The following is a 17,691-nucleotide window of genomic DNA, read 5'->3' on the forward strand; positions in this document are numbered from 1 at the left end:
GGACCTCACCTGTCCTTCTGCTCTGGTAGGCCGGGGGCGGCCGGGACGGCCGCCCCTCCCCCACGGAGTTGCCGCAGGAACGCCCCGACAACGGGCCGGATTCGGGACAACGTGCCGACCCCGCCGACGGCCAGTACCGCCACCGCCACCAGCAGGCCGGGAATGCCCCGCCCGCCGACCAGCACCCCCACTCCGGCGGCGGCGGCCACCACGGCGGCGGTGATCGCCGCCGCGCGTAGCATCGCCGGGTCCACCAGCGGGTGCCGCAGCACGAGCCAGGCGCACGTCCCGGCGGTGAGGTTCTCGGTGAGGATGCCCGCGGCCCAGGCCATCGCCGCGCCGGTGGCACCATGCCCGGGGATCCAGACCAGGCCGAGCGAGACCGTCACCAGCAGCCCGCCCAGGGTGGCGGCCAGGTGTAGGCCACTGCGGCCCCCCATCAGCAGCAGGCTCTGCACATTGCCCGCGCCCGTGCGCACCAGCATGGCCAGGGCGAGGACGGTCAGCCCGGTGGCTCCGGCGGTGAATCCCGGCCCGAAGAGTTCCAGGAAGGCCACCCCGAAGACAGCCAGCAGCAGGTACACCGGCCAGGAGAGCACCAACCCCCAGGTGGTCAGTTGCCGGTGCACGGCCGCCGCGAGGGCCGGCTGGCCCGCACCGAGCAGCCGGGACAGCCGGGGGGCAACCGTCACCCGCAGCCCTTGGATGGCGAGCTGGCCGGCGAGGACGTACCGGCCGACGGCACCGAACACACCGGCCTCCTCCGCCCCGGCGAGCGCCGAGGTCAACAGCACCCCGATCCACAGGTTGCCGGCGTCGATGGCGGCCGAGACGGCCCGGGGCAACGCGAACCGCCAGAAGGTTGACCAGTCCCGCGGTTCGGGGCGGAGCCGGGCGCCCCGCCCGATCCGCAGCGGCCCCGCGACCAGGACCAGGCAGACCAGCAGGGCCAGTGCGGCCGGCACCAGCCAGGCGGACACGCCGGCCACCAGGCCGCCACCGACCAGGACCGCGACGCCGACCAGGACCGGCCGGGCCACCGGCAGGAGAAAGAACTGCACCGACACGTACGCCCGAATCGGCCGGACACACCGCAGGGCGGCGAGCAGCAGCGTCAGGAGGACGACCACCGGAACGGCGGCGAAGCTCACCGCCAGTAGCGTCGACCCGGCGGCCGGGCCGAACACCCGGGGCGCCAGGGAGTCGGCGGCGAAGAACCCGGCCAGCGCGACCACCACGGCGACCACGAACGGTGGGAGTAGCGCCACCGGCAGCATCCGGGCGGTGTCCCCCCGCCCCCCGGCCACGCGGCGGCGCGGCAGCGCCCACAGCAGACCGGTCTCGGCACCCAGCGTGCACACGGCGGTGGCAACTGTGATCACCCCGATCGCGGCGAAGAAGACGCCGGAACCGGTGGGGCCGTAGCCTCGGGTGATCACCACCGCAAGAAGAAAGCCGAAGAGGCCGCTGGTGGCCGCGCCGAGCAACCCAAGGACCCCGCTACGGGCGCTGTCCCGGCGCTCCGCCTCGTCCGGCTGCCCGACGGCGCGGCCGGACGACGCCGCCGGAGTGGTGCCGGCGGTCATGCGGCCGCCCGGCGAAGAGTCGTCGGCAGCCGTGGGGGCCGCCCTCGTGCCGGTCCAGCTGGGACGGGGTCCAGCGGGGGTAGGGGCCGTGGTGCCCGTTCGCCCTCGGTGCCTGCCATGGCGAAGGCGATCACGTAGAAGGCGACGGCGAGGTTCTGGTTGGCCATGCCGTAGAAGGGGATCTGCACCAGGCACACCACCGGGACGATCGCCAGCCACTGCCCTGCCGGGGAGACCGCCCGGGCGCAGCGGAGGGCGGCCACGACGAACCAGGCCAGAAAGCACAGCAGGGCGGGGATCCCGTGGCTGAACAGCACCATCCACAACTGTCCCTGGGTGCCGATCGGCGCCGCGGCCGAGACGGTGTCGACCTTCACCGGAGCACCGTGGCCGAGCCACGGCGACTCACCGAGCCGCCCGAGCACCGCGCGGTAGAGGGCGAGCCGGTCGGTGTTGGTGCCGCTGTTCCCGACCCGGTCCTCGATCAGCTGGGTGACCGGGATGAACACGGTGGCGAGGAGACCCACCAGCAACACGCCGACGATCGAGGCGGCGACCCGGGTGTTGCCGCGCCAACCGGCCCGGACACCGAGCACCAGCAGGCCGACGCCGAGGCTGAGGAACATCACTCGGTTCAGGGTGAGGAAAGCCGGTGCCAGGGACAGCGGCAACGACCCGAGCAGCAGCCAGCGCAGCACTCCCCGCCGCCGCAGCATGATCACCGCGATCACACCGGGCAACGCGATCGCGTACGCGCTGCCGTAGTTGTTGGTGTACGCGTACGGCGCCGCGGGCCGGTAGACCGGGTTCAGCGACCGGGTGCTGTACTCGGCGGTGGAGAGGTGGACCATGTCATGGACGAATGGTTCGGCGGCGATCGCGCCGGGCAGCAGGACCTCCACCGGGGTGGTCAGGCCGAGCCGGGGGGCGAGCACGCTGAGCCAGCCCAACGCCACCAGCCCGAGCCAGAACGCGCAGAGGGGCAGGAGCACCTCGCTGCCTCCGGCTCGCTCCCGGGCCACCACGTAGACGTAGACGCCGACCACCAGCGCGGTGGCGTAGAACCCCAGCCGTAGTCCAAAGGTCAACACCGAGCTGGGCGATCCCAGCTGGGTGGCGCTGGCCAGGACGACGGCGAGGAAGAGCAGCCAGATCCCGGTGCCGGGCGGCAGCGGAACTCGGCCCCGGACCAGCAGCAGGGCCAGCAGCACGGCACCCAGCAACGGCCAGCCCAGATAGAACGCACCGGCCAGCCACCAGATCGGCACCAGGCCGAACATCAGCGCCAGCGGCCAGATCGGTAGCCGCGGTGGTGGCGGCGCGGGTGGCGGTGGTGGTGGTGGTGGCGCGGGCGGAGGTGGGACTTCGGCGGCCCCGCCCCCGGCCGGCTCGCTCGTCGCCGGGTTCCCACCCACGGGCACGGTCAGCCCCGACCACGGTGGGTGAGGACGAAGCCGAGCGGGACCACACCGGCCGCTCGCAGCCGCTCCGCCAGCCGACGTAGGTCGCCCTGCCGGGTCTGATCCTGCTCGACCACCACCACCGCGACCCCCTGTCGGGCCGCCGCGACACCCCGCTCATCGGCCTCGGCCGGTGGGGCGTTGAACAGCACCAGCCCACTGGTAGCCCGCTGCCCCCAGGTCCCGAACCGGATGGTGCCGCCGCCCACCGCAACGGTGTCGGCAGGCGCCCCGACGGCGCTCTTTCCATTGCTCGACGTGGTGGATGCGATCCGGGGCAGCAAGATCGTGCCATCCGGGTCGTCGGAGGCCGGGCGGTTGGCAGCAGTACCGTTGCCGGCCCCGGTCGTCTTGTGGACGGCGGCCTGGCTGGGAATGGTCGGGCGGGGAGCAGCGGTCGGGCGGGATGCAGCGGTCGGGCGGGGAGCAGGGGTCGGGCGCGGGGATGGTCGCCGGACGGCGATCTGCTCGGTTACCTCATCAACGGGGGCCGTCCGCCGCTCCTGGCGCTGCTGCGGCGCCGGCGGCCGGGCGGAGTTCGCCGTTGCCGGCAGGCGCGCCACACCAGCCAGCACCTCACTACGCAACCGCTCCAGACGACCGGTGTCATCGGCGAGGTACACCTCCCGGCCGGTCCCGGCGAGCGCCACCGCCAGCCCGGCGCTCATCGCGGTCTGATCCCCCCGGGTGGTCAACAACACGATCCGGGTCGGTTCCCGGGTCCGCCCAGCGATGGCCATCGCCACGTACCGGATATCGGCGTCCACGGCCTGCCGTGAGCCGCGTGGCTTCGGGCCGCGGGCGGTACCGAGCAGGGGCAGGCCGGTCGCGTCCCGGCCGTCGTCAACCGACCGGATGCGCCGGTCCACCGACTCCCAGCCGTAGGCCAGCACGACGCCGAGCAGCACCCCGCCCAGGAGTCCCGCGAGCAGGTGGAGCAGTTGGTTGCCGCCCGTGGGAAGCAGGTCCGGCTCCGCCTCGCGGGTGACCCAGCCGGGGTTGACATCAACCGCCGCGATCTCGGTCCGGGCCGAGCCGAGCTGGACCAGTTGGCTGTTCACACCGGACAGCTCGGCCACCGCCGCATCCGCCTCGCCCTCCCGCGCACTGGCAATCCGACGTTGCAACGCCGCCTGCTGCTCCTGCACCTCGCTGATGCTCTCGTCGTACGAGCGCAGGATGTCCGCCCGCTGCTGCTCGTACATGGTGCGGCGCACGTCGAGGTAGGCTGCGGCGGCGAGGTTGACGCCCGCCACCGCGTCCTGGGATGAGTTCGCGGTGAATCGGAAACGCAGGATCTGGCCGCCGGTCGGCACCTCGAGTTCGAGCGCGTCCTGCACGTCGCGCTGGTCCCGGCCGGTGGCGTCCACCAGCCGCCGCACCACCTCGGTCCCGGTGGCGATGCCGCGCTCCACATTCATGTTCACCGCACGGTCGGCGGAAGCGCCGCTCGGCGTGAAGGCGTCGGTGACCACCGGTCGGACCGCCACCACGGCGTCGGCGGTCACCGCGCTCGGCACCAGCAGTACGTAGCCGAGTCCGGCGAGCAGCCCGAGTGCGGCCGTGCCGGCCAGCACCCGGATCCGGTGCAGCGGCACGCGGAGCAGGTCGGTCAGGGTGACCGTTCGACCCGGTGTCCCCCCGCCGGCTGCGGCGTTGGCGGTCCAGCCGCCACCACCGGCGTCAGTCATCGAAACTCTTCACCGTCTGCTGGGGATTGCCAATAACCACCACCCGGGGCGGGACATCCTTCCGCACCACCGTGGCGGTGCCCACCACACTGTCCCGACCGATCCGCACACCCTTCAGCACGAGTGCGTGTGCGCCGATCCAGACGTTGTCCTCAAGGACGATCGGAGCTCGGGTGCGTGGGGTGGGCGGGTCGTGTCGCACCTCGGGCCGCAGATTGTGGAAGTCGTTGTCCCGCACCTCACAGTTCGACAACAGGCAGCGGTCCCCGATCGTGACCGAGGTCCAGACACCGACCCAGGTCGCACTCAGCAGACAGTCGGCGCCGATTCGCACCTCGCCCGGACCGGCGAACCGCACCAGCTTGTTGATCCGGGTCCGGTCACCGATGCGCACCCGTACACCTCGGCGGAGCCGGACCCGCCCACGAATCTCCACATCCCGGCCGAGGCTCAGCCCCGGATAGCGCAACCGGTACCAGCCGCGCTTCAGCGCGAACCCGGCTCTTACCCCAACACCACGGCGGATGCCCCGCAACGATCCTCCCCCGGTCCGGGGACGACGGCATAGATCACCGTCAGCCAACGTGAAACACCCACCATAATCGACGGCAGTCAGTCGCCTTTACTGCACCGCGAAGAACAGTCGCGGAGTGGACCAGGTCAGCTCCGGTCCCGCGGCCACGAGCAGGACACGTTCCGCGCCGTCCACCACCGGATCGGTCCCCGGCCGGAAGGGGACGCCGCGCAGGTTCCCGTCGGTGTTCCCGTACACGATCTTGCCGTCCACCCAGGCCATGCCCCGCACCGTCGACCAGTCGACCCCCGTGGTGGGCAGCGTGAACTCGGTGGCACCGAGGTAGTTCCCGTCCGTCTCGAAGTACCGGTAGTGCAGGTCGTCGGAGTCGGCCCGGGTGTAGTGGAGGCGCCCGTCGAGGAAGAAGGCGCCGGTCAGCTCCGCCGCATCGAACCAGTCGTTATAGCCGGACGACTTCCACGGGGCACCGACCACGCCCCCAGGGAACATCGAGATGTCGATCCGGCTGCCCGTCGGGGAACCGGCGACGGTGTGTGCCCAGTAGATCCGGTCACTCATTCCCCAGGTCGCCCCGGCGCCGGTGTAGTTCGGCTGGCTGACCGTGGTCGGTGCGCCGATGCCGGTGCCGTCAAACGGAATCCGGGCCAGCTCGCCCTCCCCGGTGCCCAGGTAGAGGTTGCCGCTGGTCGCGGTCGACGGGGTCTTCGGGATGATCGTCCGACCACCGGAGCGGGGGAACATCCCGAGCCGGCCGTGGTACTCGCCCCCCATGCCGTCGGAGTTGTGCCCGAAGTAGAGCCCGTCGTCGCCCCGCCAGAGCACCGGCACGGTGGAGCCCCACGGAGTGGCGCCGGGGGGCAGCGACGAGCCACCGCTGCGCCGGGGATTCCAGTTCACCGGCATTCCGGTGGCTGGGGTGACCGCAGCTATCCCGAGCCGATCAATGGCACCGTCGCCGGCCCTGTCGCGGTCATTCGGGTTGTTCAGCCAGCGAAAGTGCCCACCCAGATAGATGACGTTGTTGTCCACCTCGACCGAGGTGATGGTGTCGCTGCCGGTGTAGTTCGCCCAGGTCGCGAGCTGACCGTCGCCGCGGGCCGCGGTCTCGAAGCGCACCAGCGCGTCGCAGTACGCGGCGGGCCAACCTGATCCACCGTTGGTGCCGACGACGAACCAACTGCCGTCCCCACCGAACCTCACATCCTGCACGTAATGCGTGAAAACATCGGGGTGATTACACGGTGGCACGAACTTCTCGGTGCTCCAGTCGAGGACACTCGGCGAGCCCGAGAGGTCGACCAGCACCATCTGGTTCCGCGACAGGCCGGCAACATCCGTAAAATTGCCCCCGGCCACCAGGGTCTCCCCGTCCGGTGACACGTCGATGGTCCAGACATACGAACTGGTACCGTGTCGCCCCCCGGTGGCGTCGACGGCGAAGGTCGGATCGATCTCCCCCGTACCGGCGTGCAGTCGGGCGAGCCCGGCGTGCGGAGCACCGTTCACCCAGTTGAAGGCACCCGCCAGATAGAGCCGGTCGCCGTGTAGCGCCATGTCCCGCACGGTGCCACCGTCGGAGCGGCCCACCCAGCTGCCGACGGTGGCGCCGGTACTCGGGTCGAGCGCCACCAGATTCTTCCGGGACACCCCGTTGGCGTTCCGGAACGCCCCACCAACGATCAACGTGTCGTTCGGACCGACGATCAAGGTGTTCACGGCGCCGTCAAGCACCGGCAGGAAGGTCGTCGAGATCGCCCCGGTGGCCCTGTCGTAGCCGAACAGGTAGCGCCGGGTGGTCCACGCCGCCGACGGGTTCGGTCGGATCTGTGTGAAGGTGCCCCCGACGTACACCGTCGAGCCGATCTGCGCGAAGGCACGGACCTCGCCGTCACGGGCGTGCGGTGTCTCGTCAGCCGGATCGCTCGACACCAGGATCTGCGTCTCGGGCACCGGCGGGACGGTGGCGGAGGCCGCGGTCGGTACGAGCAACGCGGCCGCGACGGCTACCGCGCAGAGCACCGCCGTCCAAACAGGGCGACCCGAAATCTGCCGACGACACAAGAAGCCAGCCACGCTATACCTCCACGGGGTGCGAACTCGGGTAGCGTGCCTTGCCCCACCCGGTTAGCGATATCCACCGATTGGTTAGCACTTGCCCCACCGCCCCGGCGGTCCGACCGCGCCCGGCCTCCCCGCCCGGCGCACGACACCGCCGGACCGCCCCCTGACGCCGGACGAGGCCGCTGCGGGAGTCAGCCAGCCCGAGCCGCCGTGAGGGCGGCGGCCATCGCCGCCCGCGGCGCCGGCACCCCGGTGAACTGCTCAAACTGACCGACCGCCTGGGCCAGCAGCAAATCCAGACCAGAGCAGACCCGGCAGCCGGCGGACTGGGCCGCGGCCGCGAGCGCGGTCGGCCAGGGGTCGTAGAGGGCGTCGAAGAGTACGGTGGCGGGCCGCCACGCCACCGCCGTGGCGAGCGGATCGGCGGCCCCGGCCGGCACGGTCGAGATCACCACCTCGGCGGAGCAGGCCGCAACAGCCTCGGCCCAGGGGACCCCGGTCAGCGACACACCCACCGCCGCGGCCACCGGACGCAACTCGGCAATCGCCGTCTGCCGCCGGGCCACCACGGTCACCGTCCGGGCCCGCAGCGCCGCCGCCGCGGCCACCGCCGCCCGGGCGGTACCACCGGCACCGAGCACCGTCAGCGTCGACCCCGGACGAACCCCGGCCGCGGTCAACACCTCCACCATGCCGGCGACATCGGTGTTGTCCGCGTGCCAGGAGCCGTCCGCCCGACGTACCAGGGTGTTGGCCGCGCCGACAGCGGCCGCGACCGGCGACGCCGTTGCGGCCACCGCGAGCGCCGTCTCCTTGCCCGGCATGGTGACCGAGAGCCCCGCCCACTCCGGGCCCAGGCCGGCGACCAGAGCCGGCAGCTGCGCCTGGGCGCACTCGAAGCGGGTGTACGACCAGTCGTCCAGGCCGACCGCGGCGTAGCCGGCGTTGTGGATCACCGGAGAGAGGGAGTGCGCGATCGGGTCGCCGACCACCGCCGCCCGCCTGCGCTCAGATGACACCCGCCTCCCTCGCCTTGGCCTCGTTGCGCAGCTGCTCCTCGTAGGTTTCCGCGAAGGCGGACTCCCCCTCCTTGTTGATCGCGACGAAGAAGAGCCACTTTCCGGGTGGCGGATCCATGGCGCCTTCCAACGCCAGGCGCCCCGGGTTGTTGATCGGCGTGGGGATCAGGCCCTTGAGCTTGCGGCTGTACGGGCTCTTGGTGTCAAGCAGCTCATCCTGGGTCATCTCGGCCGAGGTCTTGGTCTCCTGCCCGGTCAACTCCAGGTAGTAGTTGACCGTGACATCCATCTCCAGGCAGTTGCACTGGAACTCGCCGTAGACCCGGTTGTAGGCGACCCGGGCGACCTTGCCGAGGTCCTCCGGCGTACCCGCCTCGGCTTGGGCGAGCGACGCGACGATCAACGCCTCGTACGGCGCGATCTGGCGTTCGTTCTCCACCCGGTCCACAAACTCCAGCTCCTCGGCGACGGTGAGGAACCGCTCCACCATCAGCGCGAGAATCGACTCAGCCGTGGGGTCCGGGGGAAGCTCGTAGGTGTCGGGGAAGAGGAAACCCTCGATCGACGGCTCGACCGTCCGGTCATCCGTCCGCGTGAACCACCACTCCGGGACCCCGAGCGCGAGCGGATCCTTCGCCGCCGCCTCAAACTCCTCCGCCGGAATCTCGGTCTCCTCGGCGAGCAGCTTGTAGATGCTCTTCGCGGTCCGCCCCTCGGGCACAGTGATCCCGTTCACGACCCGGTTCTTCGGGTCCAGCATCGCGGCCACGGCGTACTCGCCACTCATCTGCTTACGCAACTCGTACTGGCCGGGCTGGATGTTCTTGCTCTGGCTGTTGTCCTCCGCTGCATTGACGAAAGCCTTGGTGCTCTTGACGACCCCGGCCTCGTAAAGGGTGACCGCGATGGCGGCGATCGGGGCACCCTCCGGGATCTCGACCGTCACCGCCTCGGTCCCGGAACCGTCGTAGTCGGGCGTGCCGAGAAAGTTCTGAATCCGGTCGAAGCCGTAGTAGGCGCCACCACCGAGGCCGCCGAGTAGAGTCAGGGTCAGCAGCAGGGCCAACACGGTCTTGCCGCGCCCGCCACCCGAGCCACGCTGGCGTTCGCGTTCGCGTTGACGCTTACGCACATAGCCGCGCCGATGCCGGCCCTTCTCTCCCCGATCGGTATCAAAACCGGGGTCCAGCTCCTCGATCATTGCATCCGCCTCCGCTGCGCGTCGAGCCAGCTCTGCAGGATTTCCACCGCGGCCGCCTGGTCCACCACCGCCCGCTGCCGCCGCCCCCGAACGCCACGCTCCGCAAGCCTACGGCTAGCCACCACCGTCGACATGCGCTCGTCGGCGAGCGTCACCGGCACAGGCGAAATCACCTCGACCAGACGGCCGACATACGTCTGCACGTGTACGGCGGCGGGGCCCTGCCGACCGGCGAGATTCACCGGCAGGCCGACCACCACCTCGACCGCCTCGTGTTCGGTCACCAACGCGGCCAGCTCGGCCATGTCGCTGGGGACCGCCTCCGGCGCGGCGGTGCGATCCCGGGCGAGGGTGACCAGCGGGGTAGCCAGGACGCCGTGCGGGTCAGACCGAGCCACGCCGACCCGGACCTGTCCGACATCCACCCCGAGGCGTACGCCCCGGGACCACTGCGCCACGAATGGTCACCTCCCTGAGAGAACGAGCGGGCTGCGCCTCCGGCACCGGGTATCCCCCGGCACCTTACGCCCCGGCGATGGCATTCTCGACAGTGCGGAGCAGCCCCGGCGCCTCCGCCGCCGGCAGACCGCCCCCCTGGGCCAACTCGGGGCTGCCCCCGCCCCGACCGGCGAAGGCTACCTTGACCAGATCCGCCGCCGACAGGCCCTGGCTCCGGGCCGCGGGGTTGACCGCCACCACCAGTGAAGCCTTCCCGTTCGCCCGGGCCGCCACCGCGACCACCGCCGGACGCGCCGGATCGATCCGGCCACGGATCTCCTGCGCGAGGGTCCGCACATCATTGCCGGACGCGCCCTCGGGCGCCTCGGTCCCGACGTACGCCACCCCACGCACCTCGGTCGCCTGGGCGGCGAGGGCCGCCGCGCCACCGAGCACCAGCTGCGCGCGCAGCTTCTCCAGCTCCTTCTCGGCGTCACGCAGCTGGGTGACGGTCTGCTCTACCCGCTCCGCGACCTGGTCGGACGGGACCCGGTACAGCTCGGCGAGGCGGGCCACCAGCAGGTGCTCACGGGCCAGGAAGTTGAACGCGTCGATCCCGACCAACGCCTCGACCCGCCGCACCCCGGACCCGATCGACGACTCAGAGAGGATCTTCACCAGGCCGAGCTGGCCGGAGCGGCCCACGTGGGTACCGCCGCACAGCTCTCGCGCGTAGTCACCGACCTCGACGACCCGCACCTGCTCGCCGTACTTCTCGCCGAAGAGCGCCATCGCACCGATCCGCCGCGCCTCGGCCAGCGAGGTGACGAACGCACGCACCTCCAGGTCGGCCAGGAGCGCCTCGTTGACCTGCTGTTCCACATCCCGCAGGACGCTCGGCGCCACCCCGGTCGGAGTGTTGAAGTCAAACCGGAGCCGCCCCGGCGCGTTCAGCGAACCGGCCTGGGTGGCGGACTCACCGAGGAAGTTACGCATGGTCTGGTGCACGAGGTGGGTCGCGGTGTGCGACCGGGAGATCGCCCGACGACGGTCGGTGTCGATCTCGGCGAAGCCGGTCTCGCCCGCCCGCACCTCGCCCCGCAGCACCCGGGCCCGGTGGACGATCAACCCCGGCACCGGCTGCTGCACGTCGAGGACCTCCACCTGGCCCCCGCCGACGGTGATCACGCCGAGATCCGGCTGCTGACCACCGCCCTCGGCGTAGAACGGGGTGGTGTCGAGTACCAGCTCGACCGTCTCGCCCTCGACCGCCGCGGCGTGCGGGCTGGCTGCACCGAGCACCGCCCGCACCGTCGACTCGCGGGAAACCTCCTGGTAGCCGGTGAAGGTGACCGGGCCGCCCTCGTCCAGCACCGTCCGGTACGCGGAGAGGTCCACGTGCCCCGTCTTACGGGCCTGCGCGTCGGCCTTCGCCCGAGCCCGCTGGTCGGCCATCAACCGACGGAAGCCCTCGGCGTCGACCTGCAGGCCCTGCTCACTGGCGATCTCGAGAGTCAGGTCAATCGGGAAGCCGTACGTGTCGTGCAGCTGAAACGCCTTCGCGCCGGAGATCGCCCGCCGGCCCGCGGTGCGGGTCTCGGCGATGGCGGTGTCCAGGATCGTGGTGCCGGCGCGCAGCGTGGACAGGAACGCATCCTCCTCCGCGTACGCGTAGTCGGCGATCCGGCCGAAGTCCGTCGCCAGCTCCGGGTACGACGGGGCCATGCAGTCGCGGGCCACCGGCAGTAGCTCGGGCATCGCCCGTTCCTGCCAGCCCAGCAGCCGGATCGAACGGATCGCCCGACGCATGATGCGGCGCAGCACGTAGCCCCGCCCCTCATTACTCGGAGTTACCCCGTCCCCGATCAGCATCAGTGCGGTGCGGACGTGGTCGGCAACGACCCGCAACCGGACATCGTCCGGGTGCGACTCGCTGGCGACCTGACTGGAGTGCGCGCCGTACCGCTTGCCGGTCAGCTCGGCCGCCTTGGCCAGGATCGGCCGCACCTCGTCGATCTCGTAGAGGTTGTCCACGCCCTGGAGGATGGAGGCCATCCGCTCCAGGCCCATCCCGGTGTCGATGTTCTTCGCCGGCAGGTCGCCGAGGATCGGGTAGTCCTCCTTGCCGGTACCCGGGCCCCGCTCGAACTGCATGAAGACGAGGTTCCAGAACTCCACGTAGCGGTCCTCGTCAACCGCCGGACCGCCCTCCTGCCCGTACTCGGGGCCACGGTCGTAGAACAGCTCGGAGCACGGCCCGCACGGGCCGGGGATGCCCATCGACCAGAAGTTGTCGGCCTTGCCCCGGCGCACGATCCGATCCGCCGGCACCCCGACCGACCGCCAGATCTGGAACGCCTCGTCGTCGTCGTGGTAGACCGTCGGCCAGATCCGCTCCGGGTCGAGCCCGAGCCCCCCGGCGGCAACCGGCTTGGTGGACAGATCCCAGGCCAGCCGGATCGCCTCGTCCTTGAAGTAGTCCCCGAACGAGAAGTTGCCGTTCATCTGGAAGAACGTGCCGTGCCGGCTGGTCTTGCCCACCTCGTCGATATCCGGCGTACGGAGGCACTTCTGCACGCTGGCCGCCCGCCGGTAGGGCGCGGTCTGCTGCCCCAGGAAATAGGGGACGAACTGCATCATGCCGGCGGCGACGAACAGCAGGTTCGGGTCGCTGATGGCGGGCAGCGGAGCGGACGGCACCACGGCGTGACCGTTCGCCTCAAAATGCGCGAGGTACCGCCGCCTGATCTCCGCCGTCTTCATCGCTGGTACTCCTCCGGGAAAGTCTCTCGGTCGCCGGTGCGCGGATCTTCCCGCAGGTCGGCGACGGTGTCATCGAACGCCTCGCCGCGCGCGAAGGCCTCGTGAATCTCCTGCTCGCGCTCGGCCATTCCGATCCGGACGTCCGACACGAAGCTACGTACCGAATCGGCCAGGCCGCCAGCGGATTCGGACAGCCCGCCGGCGATCCCGGCCGGCGTGTATGCCTGGGCCGTCTGGGTGGCCTTGCGAACCACCAGCACGCCCACGGCCAGCCCGATGCCCAGCCAGAACAACCGCCTCATGCTCTCCCCCTCCTGCTCGCCCGGCGCTGCTCAGCGGCGGCCGCGACGGCCCCGCTGTTGCTGCTTGATGGTGTCCCGCACCTCACGTTCGGTCTCCGCATGCCGGCGGGCGGCCGTCGCCCGGCGCACTCCGTAGCCGAAGGCCGCCACCTTGACCAGCGGACTCGCGGCGGCGGCGGAGACGATCGTGGCGAGATTCGCGACGTTGGCGGTGATGCTCTGCGCGTGGTTGGTCATGGTATCGACCTTGACGAGCTGGAGGTTCACCCCATCCAACGAGGTCTGCACCTGATCCAGGGCGGTGTTGACGTTCTTCACCGTGGTGTTGACCTCGCCGAGCAGCGGCGCGGTACGCTCATTGACGTCGTTGATCATCCGGGTGGCCGCGTCAACCGTGTGCCGCAGCCGCAGGATGGGCAGCACCAGGATCAACACCAGCATCGCGAATGCGATCGCCGCGATCAGCGCCGCGACTTCTCCAAGGTCCACGCCTGTCCTCCTCAAGCCAAATCCGCGGGCACCGGACGCTTCGCAGCAAGCCGCCGTCGTCCCCACGCCCGTGCCGCGCGCCCCGGCCACCGGTCGGCCGGAGGCAGGCGGGCCTGCCAGCCCAGACCCTACCGTCCGTGATGGAGACCGCCTCAGGATGGTGAGGGGGTCGGTTCGCCGAGCGGATCCACGGACGAGGTGGGGAAGGGGTCCTCACCGGTGAGCGACGGATCGGTGCTCGGCTGCGGTCTCGTCCGGTCGTCGTCGATGGCGTTGCGCACCTTCACCGATACCAACGAGCCGCCGCACTCCTCCGCCTGGGTTGACGGATCCGGGGACGGCACGAGCGCCGGCTCGCCGTCGACTGGCGGCGGCACACAGGCCGGCTCGCGTACCCACAGATCGAGGGTCAGCTCATCCCGCTGCCAGCAGGTGTAACTGCCCTTCGCCGGTTGCTCGGGGCAGCGGTCGACCTGCCACGGCCGCCAACCCTCCCCGCGCAGCGACGCCTCGTAGACCTGGACCGTCTCCTCCGGAGACCGATCCGAGACCACGGTGCGCTCGCGCAGTCGACAGTCCAGTAGACACCAACGACTGCCACTGACATCGTCAACCGTCTCGGTCGCTGCCCAACGGGGAACCGCCAACTGGTCGAGGGTGGCAAAGACCGGGTCCCGGCTCAGCGTCTGTAGCCCGAAGACGGCCGGGACAACACCGAGCAGCACGACACAGGCCAGCGCCAGGGCTCCCGTCCGGAGCCGTTGCTGCGGTTGCCGGCGCAGGTACGAGCGGGCTCCGCCGGGTCCGTCCGGCGTGGTGGCGTCGACTGCGGGGGGTTCTGCCCCGCCGCGCGACGACCCGTCCGGCGCGGCCTCGAGCGGCACCGGCGGGACTCCTTGGGGCGTGGCCCGGGCCGGCTCTCGAGGTGGCGGCAGCGCGCGACCCGACGGTCGCTCGTCCCCGCTGGGACGGGGGCCGGCCGGCCGGGCCGGCGCAGCCGCGGGTCGCGGACCAGCTGGCGCGTCGCCGGGGCGGGCTACGCCGGGTGGTGCCGACAGCCCGGGTCGACCGTCCGGGTCGCCGGGGCGGGCTACGCCGGGTGGTGGAGCTCCGCCCGGCGCCGGAGTCGGTGGGCCGACGGACCGCGGGGCAACCGCGCCCGGGGGCGGCCCAGCGGCGGCCCGTGGCGGTGGCTGGTCCGGACGGACCGGACGGACAACGCCCGGGCCGGACGGGGGCGGCTCACCGATCGCGCCGCTCGCGGCAGCGGACGGGCGGGGCCGCTCGGCAGCCGGTCCAGCCGGCGGGTGTGGCCGCGCGGGGCCAGCCGCTGCCGGGTGCGGACCGGCGGGACCGGGCCGCGCCCGGCCGGCGGCGGGACCACCCCGGGACGGTTCGGGTCCGGAACGCGGACCGTCAGCGGGTACCCGACCCTCGGCGGGCGGCACGCTTCGCGGAGCGACCGGCGAGCCCGGCGGGACCGCCGGTTGATTCAGGGAACGCAGCGTGGGGTCGGTCTGGTGGGGGGTACGGCCGGCCTGCCGTAGCCAATCGGCGGGCCGCTTCGGTCGAGCGCGCCGGCCCTCGCCGGTGGCCGGGTCAACGCTGTCGGTACGCGGGCTCGGGATGTCGGTGTTCATCGCAGCGGTGGCCCGCCCCGGGTCGCCCTCGGGGGCGGATGGACGGCCCCGCGGTACCAGGGTGTCCTCCTCCGGCGTCTCCCGTCGGCCATGCCGAGCGACACCGCCGGACGGTGGGGCAGCACGATGGCCGGCTGACCTGCCGCCCTCGGCTGGCGCGCGGTGCCCACCTGCGGCGGAAGAGATACCACCGGTGGGATCGCCGGCCCGGCCAGGGGCCGCCGGCGGGGTGCCCGCAGCGCCCATCGACTCACCGGTGCCCCGTCCCCCACCCCGGCCGGCGGGTGGGGCGAGGCCCGGCTGGGACGCAGCGGCGGCCGGAGGACGGGCCGGCGCTGCCGGGCGGACCCGGCCGCCCGGCTCGGCGGTCGGTCGGCCGGGCGGGCCACCGCGCCCGTGGGCCTGGGGGGCCGAGGGGCCGGGAGGAGCGGGCGGCCCGGGAGGTGTGGAAGAACCGGGAGGAGCGGAAGGGCCGGGCGGGCCACCACGTCCGTGGGCCCGCGCGGCCAAGGGCCCAGGCGGGGCGGGAGTGCCAGGGGGAGGAGCCGCGGGCCCCGGCGGAGGAGCCGCGGGCCCCGGCGGAGGAACCGCGGGCCCAGACGGAGCGGGGGGCCCAGGCGGAGCGGGGAGCCGGTCGGCATCGGAACGCGGACGCGGCGCTTCGGGCACGTCCCGCCGCACGGGCGGGGTCGCCCCGGTGCCGCTCGGGCCCGGATCGGCAGCGAGGCGCTGCGGCGGCGTGGCCGGACCGGGCCCGCCCTCCGGGCCCAACTCCCCCCGCTGCGCCTTGGCCGTACGCAGATCATCGATCCAGCCGAGCTCCTCGCCGCTGACCGGTTCGGCGGCAGCGGCCTCAGCCTTTCCCCGCCCCCAGCGGCGCCCCTTGCGCCGCTGGTCGGCGTTCTCCTCGGGCTGGTCCGCTCCACGCGACTTCACTGCTGCCCCTCCTCAGTGGCGTCCGCGCCACCCTCGTACGCCCCGTCGTCACCCGGTCTTTCGGGTTGGCGGCCGTTGCCCGCCCCGGTGCCGCAGGGCGCCGCCGGCCGGCGGTCAGCCGTCGGCGCCGACCGGCGAATGATCCGGCGCAGCAGCGGCAGCCGATCGGCGACGGCTCGCTCGGCCCCGTGCTGGCTGGGCCGGTAGTAGTCGGTGCCGACGAGGTCGTCCGGCACGTACTGCTGGTTGACCACACCCCGCTGGTCGTCGTGGGGATAGCGGTAGCCGGTGCCGTGGCCGAGCCCCTTGGCGCCGGGGTAGTGCGCGTCCCGTAGCCCGCGCGGCACCGCCCCACCCCGACCAGCCCGGACATCGGCGAGGGCCGCCCCGATGGCGGTGGTCGCCGAGTTCGACTTCGGGGCCGTGGCCAGGTGGATCACCGCCTGGGCGAGGTTGAGCTGGGCCTCCGGCAGGCCGACGTACTCCACCGCGTGGGCGGCGGCGGTCGCCACGCCGAGCGCACCCGGGTCCGCCAGGCCGACATCCTCGCTGGCGAAGATGACCATCCGTCGGGCGATGAACCGCGGGTCCTCGCCGGCCACCAGCATCCGGGCCAGCCAGTGCAGCGCCGCGTCCACGTCGGAGCCGCGCATGCTCTTGATGAAGGCGCTGGTCACGTCGTAGTGGCTGTCGCCGTCGCGGTCGTAGCGGACGGCGGCGCTGTCCACCGCCTGCTCGGCGGTGGCCAAATCGATGCGGTCGGCGCCGACCGCGGTGGCGGAGGCGGCCGCGGCCTCCAGAGCGGTGAGCGCCTTGCGGACGTCACCGGCGGCGAGCCGGACCAGATGTTCCTCGGCGTCCGGGGCGAGGGCGGGCGTGCCGCCCAGGCCGCGCTCGTCGGCGACGGCACGGCGGAGCAGGCTGCGCACCGCGTCGTCATCCAACGGCTGCAGGGTGAGGAGCACGCACCGGGACAACAGCGGCGAGATGACCGAGAAGTACGGGTTCTCGGTCGTCGCCGCCAGCAGCGTGACGGTCCGGTCCTCGACCGCGGCGAGGAGCGAATCCTGTTGGGTCTTGCTGAACCGGTGCACCTCGTCAATAAAGAGCACGGTCTGTGGGCCACCGGCGCGGCGCTGCCGGCGGGCAACGTCGATGACGGCACGGACGTCCTTCACCCCGGCGTTCAGCGCCGACATCGCCACGAAGCGACGGTCGGTGGCTCCGGCCACCAGGTGCGCGATGGTGGTCTTCCCACTGCCGGGCGGCCCCCAGAGGATCACCGACATCGGCGCGGCCCCGGAGACGAGTTGGTGTAACGGCGCGCCGGGGGCACGCAGGTGGTCCTGGCCGATCAGCTCGTCGAGCCCGGTCGGGCGCATCCGGACGGCCAGCGGTGCATCCTGGCCGACCGGCGTGAACCCGGTCATGCCGGCGGTACCCGCGGGCGCGACCGTCGCGGCGGCGGGCTCTCCGAAGGAGAAGAGGGCGTCAGGATCCATCACGGGAACAGTACCGGGCGCGGCCGGGGTCAACAGAATCAGCGCCGCCGGGCGGAGCTGACCTGCCC

13 protein-coding genes are annotated in these 17,691 nt (G+C 72.2%); all 13 read right to left on the reverse strand.

What is annotated here, in order from left to right:
• Positions 1–5: 5 nt before the first annotated feature.
• The 13 genes from H0524_RS14860 to H0524_RS14920 all read right to left on the reverse strand — a co-directional run bounded on the left by H0524_RS14860 (position 6) and on the right by H0524_RS14920 (position 17,623).
• A complete protein-coding gene (locus H0524_RS14860; protein ID WP_180199167.1) occupies positions 6–1,586 on the reverse strand; it encodes a lipopolysaccharide biosynthesis protein in 1,581 nt (526 codons plus the stop codon).
• A complete protein-coding gene (locus H0524_RS14865) occupies positions 1,583–3,001 on the reverse strand; it encodes an O-antigen ligase (RefSeq protein WP_180199168.1) in 1,419 nt (472 codons plus the stop codon). The genes H0524_RS14860 and H0524_RS14865 overlap by 4 nt, the downstream gene beginning before the upstream one ends.
• Positions 3,002–3,009: 8 nt before the next feature.
• A complete protein-coding gene (locus H0524_RS14870; protein WP_180199169.1) occupies positions 3,010–4,737 on the reverse strand; it encodes a lipopolysaccharide biosynthesis protein in 1,728 nt (575 codons plus the stop codon).
• Positions 4,730–5,272 carry an acyltransferase gene (locus tag H0524_RS14875; protein ID WP_026322380.1) on the reverse strand — a complete coding sequence of 181 codons (543 nt, stop codon included), beginning with the start codon at positions 5,270–5,272 and terminating at the stop codon, positions 4,730–4,732. The genes H0524_RS14870 and H0524_RS14875 overlap by 8 nt, the downstream gene beginning before the upstream one ends.
• 87 nt (positions 5,273–5,359) lie before the next feature.
• Complete coding sequence (locus tag H0524_RS14880) at positions 5,360–7,291, reverse strand: hypothetical protein (protein ID WP_180199262.1); 1,932 nt, start codon at positions 7,289–7,291, stop codon at positions 5,360–5,362.
• Positions 7,292–7,524: 233 nt separating this feature from the next.
• Complete coding sequence (locus H0524_RS14885) at positions 7,525–8,352, reverse strand: shikimate dehydrogenase (RefSeq protein ID WP_180199170.1); 828 nt, start codon at positions 8,350–8,352, stop codon at positions 7,525–7,527.
• A complete protein-coding gene (mltG, locus tag H0524_RS14890; protein WP_180199171.1) occupies positions 8,342–9,553 on the reverse strand; it encodes an endolytic transglycosylase MltG in 1,212 nt (403 codons plus the stop codon). The genes H0524_RS14885 and mltG overlap by 11 nt, the downstream gene beginning before the upstream one ends.
• Positions 9,550–10,011: a Holliday junction resolvase RuvX gene (gene ruvX, locus H0524_RS14895; protein WP_018725651.1), complete on the reverse strand. Its 462-nt coding sequence runs from the start codon at positions 10,009–10,011 to the stop codon at positions 9,550–9,552. Before ruvX ends, mltG begins: the two co-directional genes overlap by 4 nt.
• 64 nt (positions 10,012–10,075) lie before the next feature.
• The gene (alaS, locus tag H0524_RS14900) at positions 10,076–12,754 is read right to left on the reverse strand and encodes an alanine--tRNA ligase (protein ID WP_180199172.1); all 2,679 of its coding nucleotides are present in this window, start codon (positions 12,752–12,754) and stop codon (positions 10,076–10,078) included.
• The gene (locus H0524_RS14905) at positions 12,751–13,056 is read right to left on the reverse strand and encodes a hypothetical protein (protein ID WP_180199173.1); all 306 of its coding nucleotides are present in this window, start codon (positions 13,054–13,056) and stop codon (positions 12,751–12,753) included. The genes alaS and H0524_RS14905 overlap by 4 nt, the downstream gene beginning before the upstream one ends.
• 30 nt (positions 13,057–13,086) lie before the next feature.
• On the reverse strand, positions 13,087–13,545 hold the full coding sequence (locus H0524_RS14910) for a DUF948 domain-containing protein (protein ID WP_018725648.1): 459 nt from the start codon (positions 13,543–13,545) through the stop codon (positions 13,087–13,089).
• 152 nt (positions 13,546–13,697) lie between these two features.
• Positions 13,698–14,327: a hypothetical protein gene (locus H0524_RS14915; RefSeq protein ID WP_180199263.1), complete on the reverse strand. Its 630-nt coding sequence runs from the start codon at positions 14,325–14,327 to the stop codon at positions 13,698–13,700.
• Positions 14,328–16,117: 1,790 nt separating this feature from the next.
• Entirely contained in the window at positions 16,118–17,623 is a 1,506-nt protein-coding gene (locus tag H0524_RS14920; RefSeq protein WP_180199174.1) for a replication-associated recombination protein A, read from the reverse strand.
• Between the last annotated feature and the right edge of the window lie 68 nt (positions 17,624–17,691).

Origin of the sequence: Salinispora sp. H7-4, from assembly GCF_013416675.1 — a bacterium.
GTDB lineage: Bacteria > Actinomycetota > Actinomycetes > Mycobacteriales > Micromonosporaceae > Micromonospora > Micromonospora vitiensis.

What these genes read in the sequence shown, in the direction of transcription:
- H0524_RS14860 (WP_180199167.1), bottom strand. Translation starts at nt 1,586, where the DNA reads ATGACCGCCGGCACCACTCCGGCGGCGTCGTCCGGCCGCGCCGTCGGG.
- H0524_RS14870 (WP_180199169.1), bottom strand. Translation starts at nt 4,737, where the DNA reads ATGACTGACGCCGGTGGTGGCGGCTGGACCGCCAACGCCGCAGCCGGC.
- mltG (WP_180199171.1), bottom strand. Translation starts at nt 9,553, where the DNA reads ATGATCGAGGAGCTGGACCCCGGTTTTGATACCGATCGGGGAGAGAAG.
- alaS (WP_180199172.1), bottom strand. Translation starts at nt 12,754, where the DNA reads ATGAAGACGGCGGAGATCAGGCGGCGGTACCTCGCGCATTTTGAGGCG.
- H0524_RS14905 (WP_180199173.1), bottom strand. Translation starts at nt 13,056, where the DNA reads ATGAGGCGGTTGTTCTGGCTGGGCATCGGGCTGGCCGTGGGCGTGCTG.
- H0524_RS14920 (WP_180199174.1), bottom strand. Translation starts at nt 17,623, where the DNA reads ATGGATCCTGACGCCCTCTTCTCCTTCGGAGAGCCCGCCGCCGCGACG.